General features: G+C 62.7%; 10 protein-coding genes. All 10 read right to left on the reverse strand.

Features of this window, described 5'->3' with window-relative positions:
* Positions 1-117: 117 nt before the first annotated feature.
* Complete coding sequence (locus ACQRBV_RS08325; RefSeq protein WP_060755500.1) at positions 118-750, reverse strand: hypothetical protein; 633 nt, start codon at positions 748-750, stop codon at positions 118-120.
* Between the two features lie 95 nt (positions 751-845).
* The gene (locus tag ACQRBV_RS08330) at positions 846-2288 is read right to left on the reverse strand and encodes an efflux transporter outer membrane subunit (protein WP_198762854.1); all 1443 of its coding nucleotides are present in this window, start codon (positions 2286-2288) and stop codon (positions 846-848) included.
* Positions 2285-3175: an efflux RND transporter periplasmic adaptor subunit gene (locus tag ACQRBV_RS08335; protein ID WP_060755498.1), complete on the reverse strand. Its 891-nt coding sequence runs from the start codon at positions 3173-3175 to the stop codon at positions 2285-2287. Before ACQRBV_RS08335 ends, ACQRBV_RS08330 begins: the two co-directional genes overlap by 4 nt.
* Positions 3172-3381 carry a DUF1656 domain-containing protein gene (locus ACQRBV_RS08340; protein ID WP_060755497.1) on the reverse strand — a complete coding sequence of 70 codons (210 nt, stop codon included), beginning with the start codon at positions 3379-3381 and terminating at the stop codon, positions 3172-3174. Before ACQRBV_RS08340 ends, ACQRBV_RS08335 begins: the two co-directional genes overlap by 4 nt.
* Entirely contained in the window at positions 3378-5456 is a 2079-nt protein-coding gene (locus ACQRBV_RS08345) for an FUSC family protein (protein WP_411985723.1), read from the reverse strand. The genes ACQRBV_RS08340 and ACQRBV_RS08345 overlap by 4 nt, the downstream gene beginning before the upstream one ends.
* Entirely contained in the window at positions 5453-5863 is a 411-nt protein-coding gene (locus tag ACQRBV_RS08350) for a MarR family winged helix-turn-helix transcriptional regulator (protein WP_060755495.1), read from the reverse strand. Before ACQRBV_RS08350 ends, ACQRBV_RS08345 begins: the two co-directional genes overlap by 4 nt.
* Before the next feature lie 256 nt (positions 5864-6119).
* A complete protein-coding gene (locus tag ACQRBV_RS08355) occupies positions 6120-6374 on the reverse strand; it encodes a DUF2789 domain-containing protein (protein ID WP_161547582.1) in 255 nt (84 codons plus the stop codon).
* Between the two features lie 9 nt (positions 6375-6383).
* On the reverse strand, positions 6384-6995 hold the full coding sequence (gene cysC / locus ACQRBV_RS08360; protein ID WP_161547579.1) for an adenylyl-sulfate kinase: 612 nt from the start codon (positions 6993-6995) through the stop codon (positions 6384-6386).
* Positions 6979-8493, reverse strand: a complete 1515-nt coding sequence (locus ACQRBV_RS08365) for a TolC family protein (RefSeq protein WP_090367642.1) — start codon at positions 8491-8493, stop codon at positions 6979-6981. The genes cysC and ACQRBV_RS08365 overlap by 17 nt, the downstream gene beginning before the upstream one ends.
* Before the next feature lie 41 nt (positions 8494-8534).
* The coding region (locus ACQRBV_RS08370) for an Ig-like domain-containing protein (RefSeq protein ID WP_427877916.1) at positions 8535-10563 on the reverse strand (2029 nt) is incomplete at its 5' end.

Genomic DNA, 10563 nt, shown 5'->3' on the forward strand with positions numbered 1-10563 from the left:
GGCTGTCTTCCTTGAACCCCGCAGGGGTTGGCTCAAGCCCGCCGAAAACGGGGGAAGATTAGCACTGGCGGCCGCGCACGGCCCAGTTTTCTCAGAGCGATCAAGTCCGCACTTGGTTCAGGAGTACTCCATATCGATCTCATCGAGTTGGTGATCAAAGCTCTTCAGGCGCGCCGTCCAGGTGTAGACCAGCACCTCGAATTCACGGTGGATCACAGCATTTCCCGGGGTGTCGACCTTGGGATCACAGAAGTCCAACTGGTAGCGCTCGCGGGCCATCTGGTTGGCCACGTCCGATAGTTCCCGGGCGTTCTTCAGCCAATGCCTGCCGTCGGCGACCTGCCGGTCGAGGACCACGCACTGTTTTTTCAGGGCTTCGAGGCTTTTTTCCAGGGGCGTGCCGGTGAGTTCGCCCATGACTTCCTGGAAGGTGCGCCCAGGCTGCCAGTAGCTGCCCCAGAAATAGCGGTCGAACACGGTTTCGACGCGGCGCAGGGCGACTTTGGTGTCCCAGATCGCCACGCGGGTCTTACCCTGTTCGAGCAGTTTTCGCTTCACCCGTTGGCCTTGGTACGACGCCCAGGCCACCACGCCGATGGACAACGTGCCGATCACCAGGCAGGCGCTGTCGAGGAACACCATGGCCTTGTCGAGTTGATGCGCGAGCATGACACCGTAGAAATAGGCAGCCGATAACAGCACCAGCGCGAAGAGCACGCACCAGAAAGCGGGAGCATAAGGGTTTTTCATTATTGGAATCCCCATGAGCAAACGCGAGCAGTGAGCCGCGGACGCCCCTGGTTGGAAAACCACGGGGGCCCGCCTGTCAAAGCATAGCTATTTGCTCAGGGTTTGCTGGCTGGCGCCGCTTGCGTTCGTCCGCTTTCCCAACCACCGCCCAAGGCCAGGAACAGGTCGATCTGGCTCATGGCAACCTGAGTGTTCGCCGCCGCCAGTTGTGCCCGCACGTCGGTGTAGGTACGGGTGGCTTGCAGGTCCGCGAGGAACGATGCACGACCGGCCTGGAAGAAGCGGTGTGTCTGCTCCGAAGCCACCTTGGCCGACGCGCCGGCATCGGCCAACGCGTCGCGGCGTTGCAACTGCGCCGTGTATTGCGCCAGGCCGGTCTGGGTTTCGCGGATGGCGTTAAGCACCACACCGTCAAAGTGCGCAAGAGCGCCCTGGGTGGCGGCTTCGGCCTCGTGAATGCGCGCCCGCGCGCCGTTGGTCGGTACCGTCCAACTGATCAGCGGGCCAAAGCCCCAGCGGTTGGTGGGCGCCGTGCCCAGGTCATCCAGAATACCCACGGTGCCCACGGTGGCACCGATGCTGATGTCCGGGTACAGCGCGCCGGTGGCCACGCCGATCCGTGCGGTGGCGGCGGCCAATTGGCGTTCGGCCTGGCGGACATCCGGGCGACGCTTGAGCAGCGCGGCGCCGTCGCCCACCGGGAGCAACTGGGCGATGTGCGGCAGCTCGGCGCACGTGGCGGTGCCGGCCGGCAATTGATCCACCGGCTTGGCCAGCAACATCGACAAGCGGAACAAGCCCGCCTGCCGCGCTGCGGTATAGCGCGGCATGTCGGCGCGCAGGGATTTGTATTGGGTCTGCGAACGGGTCACCTGGGTTTCATCGCCACGCCCGGCGTCGCGCAGGCGCTGGGTCAGCTGGGTACTTTGGCCCTGCAGGTCGAGAGATTCGTTGGCAATCGCCAGCTCTTCGTTGGCGGCACAGACCTGGGTGTAGGAACGCACCACGTCGGCCACCAGGGTAATGCGTGCGATATCGGCGGCGGCTTGGGCCGCGTCGGCGCTGGCTTGGGCGCTTTCGATGCCGCGTTGCAGAGTGCCGAACAGATCAAACTGATACGAGGTGGTGATACCGACGCTGCCGATGTTCGACACCGGGACTTTTTCCGGGAGCAGAAACGCCTCGCCGGACTCCTGCAAGCGCTGTGCCTCGGCCTTGACCCCGGCATTCCAGCCACCGGCGGATTCAGCCTCCTGGGTCTGGTAGCGAGCACGCTGCAGGTTGGCGGCAGCCACCCGCAAGTCGGTGTTGGAGGCCATGGCCTGGCGCACCAGCTCATCCAGGCGCGGGTCTTTGTAGAGTTTCCACCAGTCGGCCGGCACCGGCGCCGACACCACGTTGTGCCCCTCTCCCGCGAGCGGTCCTTGCAGGTCGCTACGGTTGACGGCCGATTGTTCCGGCAGCTTGTAATCCGGGCCTACCGCTTGGCAGGCCGACAGCAGCACCCCCAACGCAGCGGTTGCCAGAAGCTGCTTCATGGCTTGGCTCCGTCTTGAGGTTTGTCACCGATGATCGACACCGTGGCCGTACGCCCGGCGATCATGCGGAAATCCGCCGGTACGTCATCAAAGGCAATCCGCACCGGAATTCGCTGGGCCAGGCGCACCCAGCTGAACGCCGGGTTGACGTTGGGCAGCAGGTTGGAGCCGCTGCTGCGGTCGCGGTCCTCGATCCCGGCAACAATGCTCTGCACGTGCCCGCGCAGACGGGCGTTGTCGCCAATCACGCGGATATCCACGCCCATGCCGACGTGGATGCCATCGAGCTTGGTCTCTTCGAAATAGCCATCGATGTGGAAGGAATTGCTGTCCACCACCGACAGCACCGGGCGCCCGGCGGTCACGAACTCCTGGGTACGTGGTGCCCGGTCGTTGACGTAGCCGTCGACCGGGCTGCGGATCACCGAGCGGTCGAGGTTGAGCTGGGCCGCGTCCACGGTCACTTGAGCTTCGGCCAGGGCCGATTGGGCGCGGGCGACGCGGGACTGGCTTTCCTCCAGTTGCTCGCTCGGCACCAGGTTGCCCAGGCCGCGGTTACGTTTGTACTCGCGCTGGGCCTGGGCCAGGGTTTCCTGGCGGTCGGCCACGGCCGCCTGGGCCTGGCGCAGAGCCAGCTTGAAACGGTCCTGGTCGACAGCGAACAGCACCTGGCCCTTGGTCACCAGTTGGTTGTCGCGCACGTCGACTTGCTGGATCAGCCCGGACACGTCCGGAGCGATCTGCACGATGTCGGCACGGATATGCCCGTCACGCGTCCAGGGTGCAAACATGTAGTACATGACCATGCGCCACACAACGACGACCGCAAACGATACGATCAACAGCGTCAGGACTACACGGCCGATGGTCAAAAAAGGTTTTTTCATGTCATCAGGTATCGACTGAGTGAGTCCACGGCGCCCAGCAACAGCGCGTAGAGCCCCACATTGAACAATGCCCGGTGCCAGACCAGGCGATAAAAGTGGACACGGTTCAACAGCCCGTGCACCACCAGGAACAACCCATAGGTAATGCCCATCAGCACCAGTAGCGTGGGCAGGAACACCCCGCTGATATCCAGATCACCGATCATAAAGGCGCTCCATCAGGCAACGGCGCTTGCATTTCGCTGCCCCCAATAAATTCCACGCCGGGCAGCAACGACAGGCGCAAGCCGGCCAGTGCATGCAGCAGATGCAAGCGGGTGTCGTCTTCATCCTGCAGGCCCTGGCCGTTGAGGGCGCGGCGCGTGCGGTCCAGGGTCATCAGCAGACCGCCGGGCGCGGGCAAGCGTTCACCGGCCTTCAGGCAGGCCTTGAAGTAACCGCCCACGCCTTCCACCACCTGGTTGAGCAACACCCGGGGTACGCCATAGACACGCGGCGCGTAGGCCAACAGGTCGAGCAGGTTGAGGGCCACGCGCAAATCGCGCAGAGCGGTGCCGGTGTCCTGGTTGATCAGGGCCAGGCGCGGCAAGTGCTGCATCAGGCGGTCGAGCATTTGCACGGCCATGTGCCGGTGTTCGGCCAGGGTCGCAGGCTCGGTCAGGCTGACGATGTCGCGCCAGCTGAAACGGGTCAGGCGCTTGGCCGCCAGTTCGGCGCCGAAGGGCCGTGCGATCAGCGTCCACACAAAGGCGAACAGCAGGCCCACGGGCCCGGCCAGGTTGACGTTGGCGAAGTTGAGGAAGTCCGCATCATAGGCGCCCTGGATGCTGATGAACGACGAGGTGTTCACCAGCGTCAACAACATGCCCAGGTAGAAACGCGGCTGCACCGTGAGCGTGCCGATGCAGATGAATGGCACGGCAAACGCCAGCACCAGCATCGGGAAATCGTGCAGGTTGGGCAGTACCAGAAACAGATAGAGGCTGGCGAACAGCACCGACATCGCGGTCCAGAAAAAGAACCGGTAGATCTGCGGCGCCGGGTCGTCCATCGAGGCGAAAAAGCTGCACGCCACGGCGGCCAGAATCACCGCGCTGCCGCCGTCGGTCCAGCCCAGCAAGATCCACAGCACCGAAGCGACAATGATCGCGCTGACGGTGGAGAACGCCGAGTAGAACATCAGGCCACGGTCGAGAAACGGCGTGAGCCGGCCCAGGCGCCAGTGGCGGTACACGGCGCGCCAGGACTCCTGGCTTTCGCACTGGATGGCGGCTTGCAGGCTGCGGCAGTCCTGCCACAGGTCGACCCACTCGGCCAAACGATACAGGGCGTTGGAGAACAACAACGAGTGCCGGTCATCCAGCGCGTCACCCTGGGGTTGCTGAGCGTCGATCTGATCACGCAGGGCGCGCCAGCTTTCCATGGGCGCGCTTTGCTGGGTGGTTTCCAGCCATTGGCGGGCCGATTCAAGCACAGGCGTAAGGCGCTCGAGAAACTCCGGGGCGCGATGTTCGATGGCATACAGCGCGTCATCCAGGGCATCCACCACCGGCAGCAGGTGGATCATGCGCCCACGCAGCTCCTTGGTGTTACGCACCGTCTGCGGCCGCGCGCCTTCGTGGGGCAGCTGGCCGATCATCAATTCAAGGGTGTTGAAGGTGGCAACCATACCGCTGCGCAAAGTACTGATCTGTTCGGGATCCACGTTGCGTGTCAGAAAACGCTGGCTATAGACCTGGGCGTCGGCAAACCACTTGGCCACCGAACCATCGAACACCGGCATCAGGCGACGCGGCCAGAACATCGCGCCCACCACCGCCGCCACGGCGATACCGAGGAAGATTTCTTCGGTACGCGCCTCAGCCACGTCCCACACCGCCAGCGGGTTATCCACGACCGGCAAGGCGATCAGCGGCAAGGTGTAGCCGGCGAGCATCAACGCATAGTTATTCGCGGTACGCAGGTGCATGGACAGGAACAGCAAAATGCCCGTCCAGAGCGCAATCACCACCACCAGCACATAGGGCGACTGCACGAACATCGGCACAAAAAACACGGCCGCCGCGGCCCCCATCAAGGTGCCGATGGCGCGGTACAAGGCTTTGGAGCTGGTGGGGCCGACAAACGGGCTGGAGACGATATACACCGTGGCCATCGCCCAATACGGACGCGGCATTTGCATGAGCATGGCGATATACAGCGCGATCATCGATGCCGCGAACGTACGTACCCCGTAGAACCAATCGCGGGCCGGCGGCATGCCGGTAAAAAATCCGTTCAAAGCGACGCCGCCTCAAAGGCCCGCAGCACTCGCAGCGCGGCTTCCAAGTCACTGTGGGGAATATCGGCCAGTACGTCATGGCGCAGGCGGACCAGTTGCGCTTCCACGGCTTCCACCAACTCACGGCCACGCTCGGTGAGGCTCAACGCCTTGGCGCGACGGTCGTGAATGTCCTCGGTGCGGCACACATAGCCGCCGCTGCACAGCTGGTCGAGCAGGCGCACCAGCGACGGGCTTTCCATACCGGAGGCCTGGGCGACTTTGACCTGATGCACACCGTCACCCAGGCGGCCGATCATCAACAGCGGCACGGCGCAGGCTTCGGAGATGCCATAGCTCACCAGCGTGGTCTGGCAGATTTTGCGCCAATTACGGGCGCCCACCACCATGCTGCTGCTGAGGTTCATCTGGAGTTGTTCGAGGGCTTGGGACACTGGATAGTTCGCATACTGTTAGTTTGCTAACTATCAATATGGTGGATCATTCGAACATCGTCAAGTTTTGATACAAATTTGCGGATGGGTGGCGGCCTGGATTATCGCTGCGCCGAAATAGCCATAACGCAGCAAAGACAGCTATCAACCTCAGAAAAAGTTCACTTACACGATTACAGGCCAGTTTTTTTCAACCCACATCAGATTTTTTCAACTTTTCACGTTTTTGCTAAGTTTTTTGCACCCCTCTTCCGCCGTGCAGCAGAAGATTCAATTCATCCACCACCTCGGCCCAATCCGCGTCATCCAGAATTTCGCTGCGCAGAAATTGCTTCTGGTTGTCGGTCCAGAAAAACGCATCTTCCAGTCTCTGGTCGCGCTTGAGCGGCGAATGCACCGCCACGAATTTCTCGATACTCACCGGGTCATCCGGTAGCCCAAGTTGTTTGAACAGTGACGGCAAGCTATGCACTGGCGATTCCATGGGAGCCTCCTAAAAAGACGATTCCCCAGAGTCTAGTTCAGGCGCAAGCCACGCCAACAGCCGCTCGACGCACTGTTGCGCCGACAGCACGCCGGTATCCAATACCAACGAGGCGTGCAACGGTTGTTCGTACGGCGAGCCAACCCCGGTAAACCCTGGCAACTCCCCACGCCGTGCACGGGCGTAATGCCCTTTGGGGTCACGCCCTTCGCACACCGCCAGCGAGGCGCTGCACCAGACTTCCCGGTAGTCGGCAGCCAGGCGTTCGGCAAACACCGCACGCAGTTCGGCCAGAGGCGCGATCATCGCAAGGATCACGATTTGCCCGTTGTCCACCAGCAGCGCCGCGAGTTCGCTGGCGCGGCGGATGTTTTCCAGACGGTCGCTGTCGGCAAAGCCCAGGTCTTGGTTGAGGCCACCGCGCAAGGCGTCGCCGTCGAGCACCAGGCTTTGTTTGCCTTGTTCGAACAGCGCCGCTTGCAGGCCCTGGGCCAGGGTGGACTTACCCGACGCCGGCAGGCCGGTGAGCAAGATCGCCACACCGCGATGCCCATTGCGCGCCTCGCGTTGACGGCGCGTGATGCTCGCCGTCGGCGCCACCAGGTTACTGGGCGACGGCACGCGGCACCGGCGTCGTGATGTTGCCCGCAGCCCAGGCTGACTCACGGCTGGCCAGTGCCGTAGCGATGGTTTGCACGCGGTCGGAGTCCAGCTGCTCAGGCAGCGGGTCAAGCCCGGCACTGGCGAAGATCTGGCCGTAGGCGTTGCGCAGGTCAGCGTAGGCCAGGTCGCGACGCAGGTCCGCCTGCAAGGTGTTGAGTTCGCCCTGGATCAGGTCAAGTTCGCCGAGCCCTGCGGCCTCATGTCGGTTGCGCAGCTGGGTGAGGATTTGCCCATCAATGTTGGCCAACTGTTCGTTGGTCTTGAACTGGCGTACCGCGTCCTGATAGTTGGCATTGGCCACGTAGATCTGCGCCAGCACCGCGATGGACATGGCCTGGCGTCGTGCGGTGGCGACTTCCTCACCGGCCTTGGCCACATCGATGGCGGCAGGTGCGGAGATCACGTTGAACAGATTCCAGGTGACCTTGGCGCCGTAGTCAGCCCAGCGGTTGTCGGTCAGGAACGAGTTGCTGTCGTAATGCCCCCCGGCTGAAAACTCCAGGCCCGGCAGCAGGCGCAGCATGGCTTTGCGGGTTTCGGCGGCGCTGATACGGGTCTGGTAGTCCTGCTCACGCAGTTCCGGGCGGTTGGCCAGGGCTTCCTGTTCCAGGCTGGCCAGGTTGACCTTCAACTGCGGCACGCTGTAGTCATCCGGTGTGGCCAGCTTGAGCTCGCTGCCCATGGGCAGGTTGATCAGCGTCGCCAGTTCGGTCTTGGCCAGCGACAACGCGCGGCGCTGCTCCTGCAACTGGCGCGTGGCTTCGATCAGCGAGCGCTGGTAACCCAGCGCCTGCACCGGGTCGCCGATACGCTGTTCGCTCATGCTCTGGCTGTTGGTCTGGGCCTGGTCGACCCGTGCCATCAGGCTGTCGATCTGGGTCAGCAAGCGTTCGGCCGCTACCGCGCGCCAATAGGCCGAGCGCACATCCTGCACGATGGTGTTGATCACCTTGCGCCGACGCTCCTGGATGATCAGGCGCTGGTCGCCCTGCTGCTTGGCGCTGATGTAGCTGACGCCAAAGTCGAGCACGTTCCACACCATGGTCAGGTCGGCTACGCGGCGGTCGCGGTCCTGGGACGTCGACGGCTCCAGGGATTGGGTGCCGGTGCGCACACTCTGGCTGCTGGAGGCGTTGGTGTTGTTGCGCCCGGCATAGCCTGCGGACAAGGCCATGCGTGGCAGCATGTCGAAGCTGGAGAGGTCGGATTGGCGTTTGGCCAGCGCCTCTTCCATCACCTTCAAGCGGCCTTCGAGGTTGTATTTAACCGCACGGGCCATGGCCTGGTGCAGGGTAAGCGGGCCATTCAGCGGCTCCTGGCCTTTGTACATGCCTTGCAGATCGCTACGGGCTCGCTGCTCACTGACACTGCGTTCAATCGGTTCACTGGTGACTGCACAACCGCTGATCGCCAACGCCAGCAGGCTGGCGCCGAACAACTTATGACTTGTTTTCATCCTTGGACTGCCCCTGTTACTGCGCCTGGAGTTAAGTATGTTCAAGCCTGCATTTCGCTGATGCCGACTTGTTGCAGTGCGTGCGCCAGGTCCGTCACCTGGCGCTGTTCTGTGTCTTTGAGCTGCTGCAATTGCTGGCCGAGGCTCGGCGCGCCAAACACGCCGCGCAGCCCCTGGGCCGGGTCGCCCTGGCCGTTGATCGGTTTGCTGTCGAACGCTTTGAGGGTGCTGTCATCGCCGTGGGTTTCATGGCTGAACAGGCTCGACAAGGTGCTTGAGCCGAATACCCCACCATCGCCGCCACCAAAACCCAGGAAACCGTTGGCACTGCCGTCGCCGGCACCATCGGTGCCGAACACCTGGGCGATATAGCTGGGTGCCAGCGCGCCGTTGTGGATAAAGATGCTGCCGACCGGGGGCAAGCCTGCACCCAGCTGACGTTGCTCGAACAACGGCGGGAAGCCGATAGGTGAGCCGAGGTTGCCCAGCGGCGCACCAAACACGCTCGGCTGCAACGGCGCGTTCGGTGCGCCTTGAGGCGGTGCCGGGTTGGTGACGCGGAACAGTGGGTCGCCAGTCAATGCCACGGTATTGATCGTGTAGTTATTGGAGTTGGCAAAACCACTGCCCACGTTGCCCGAAAGGTCACTCACCAGGCGGTTGTCGAGGGTAATGAAGTTGCTCGGATCGTTGAGATTGGCCGTTGGCGTCAGTGTCGCCGTCCAGGTCTTGCCGCCGTCGCTGGTCGCCAGGTTGGACAAGGCGCCGTTGGCCACACTCAGGTCATCCAGGCTGAAGCCACTGACTTTCTCGCTGAAGGTGAACGTCACGACAGTGGTCTGGCCGACGGTCAGGCTCGGGTTGGCAATACTGATGGTCGCAGTGGGGCGTTCGCCATCGATCGCGTAGTTATTGGAGATCGCAATACCGCTGCCGGCGTTACCGGCGGCGTCGTTGACCTGGCTGGCATCCAGCACGATCAGGTTGGTTGCGTCGGTGATAGCGGCCGTCGGCGTCAGGGTGGCGGTCCAGGTTTTGCCGCCGTCCTGGCTCGCCAGGTTGGACAGCACGCCATTGGCCACACTCAGCTGCGAGAGGTCGAAGCCCGTCACGGCTTCACTGAAGGCGATGGTCACCGTGGTGGTTTGCCCGATGCTCAGGGCGCTGTCGGCCACGGAAATAGTCGCGGTGGGACGCTGGGTGTCGATGGCGTAGTTGTTGGAATCGGTGGTGCCGCTGCCCGCGTTGCCTGAAGCGTTCTGCACGCCACTGTTGTCGAGGGTGATCAGGTTGCTGGTGTCGGTGATGTTGGCCGTTGGCGTCAACGTCGCCGTCCAGGTCATACCGCCATCACTGGATGCCAGGTTGCTCAGGGTGCCATTGGCCACGCTCAGATCGGCAGTGGTGAAACCGTTGACCGCCTCGGAGAAGGTGATGGTGACTTGAGCCGTTTCACCCTGCTTGAGTGCGCTGTGGTCGACCACGATGTTCGCCGTCGGCCGCACTGTATCAATGCTGAAATTGCCCGAAAGGGTGACACCTGTGCCGGCGTTGTTGGCCAGGTCGGTGACGCCCGTGTTGTTCAGGGTGATCAGGTTGGTGGTGTCATGAATGTTGCTGGTCGGGGTGAAGGTCGCGGTCCAGGTGATACCGCCGTCCACACTGCTCACCGCCGACAGTGTGCCGTTAGGGACGCTCAAGTCGTTGTTGTCAAAACCGCTGACCGCCTCACTGAACGTAATGGTCACCAACGAGGTTTGGCCAATGGCCAACGTCGGGTTGGCAAGCACAATGCTGGCGGTCGGCGCCTGGGTATCGACGCTGTAGGCATTCGACTGGGTGATACCCGCGCCACTGTTACCCGCAAGGTCATCGACTCCGGTGTTGTTCAGCGTGATGACGGCTGCAGCATGCGTCACACCAGCGACAGGTGTCAGGATGGCGGTCCAGGTGATACCCCCGTCGGCACTGCTCACGTTGCTCAACGTGCCATCGGCGACGGTCAGGTCGGCGTTGCTGAAACCGCTGACCGCCTCGCTGAACGTGATGGTCACCAACGACGTGGCGCCG

The organism is Pseudomonas sp. R11F (assembly GCF_050312575.1).
Taxonomy (GTDB): Bacteria; Pseudomonadota; Gammaproteobacteria; order Pseudomonadales; family Pseudomonadaceae; genus Aquipseudomonas; species Aquipseudomonas palleroniana.

Bases quoted from the DNA above. Each gene is read 5' to 3' on its own strand.
- ACQRBV_RS08325 (WP_060755500.1), bottom strand. From the start codon at position 750: ATGAAAAACCCTTATGCTCCCGCTTTCTGGTGCGTGCTCTTCGCGCTG.
- ACQRBV_RS08330 (WP_198762854.1), bottom strand. From the start codon at position 2,288: ATGAAGCAGCTTCTGGCAACCGCTGCGTTGGGGGTGCTGCTGTCGGCC.
- ACQRBV_RS08335 (WP_060755498.1), bottom strand. From the start codon at position 3,175: ATGAAAAAACCTTTTTTGACCATCGGCCGTGTAGTCCTGACGCTGTTG.
- ACQRBV_RS08340 (WP_060755497.1), bottom strand. From the start codon at position 3,381: ATGATCGGTGATCTGGATATCAGCGGGGTGTTCCTGCCCACGCTACTG.
- ACQRBV_RS08350 (WP_060755495.1), bottom strand. From the start codon at position 5,863: ATGAACCTCAGCAGCAGCATGGTGGTGGGCGCCCGTAATTGGCGCAAA.
- ACQRBV_RS08355 (WP_161547582.1), bottom strand. From the start codon at position 6,374: ATGGAATCGCCAGTGCATAGCTTGCCGTCACTGTTCAAACAACTTGGG.
- ACQRBV_RS08365 (WP_090367642.1), bottom strand. From the start codon at position 8,493: ATGAAAACAAGTCATAAGTTGTTCGGCGCCAGCCTGCTGGCGTTGGCG.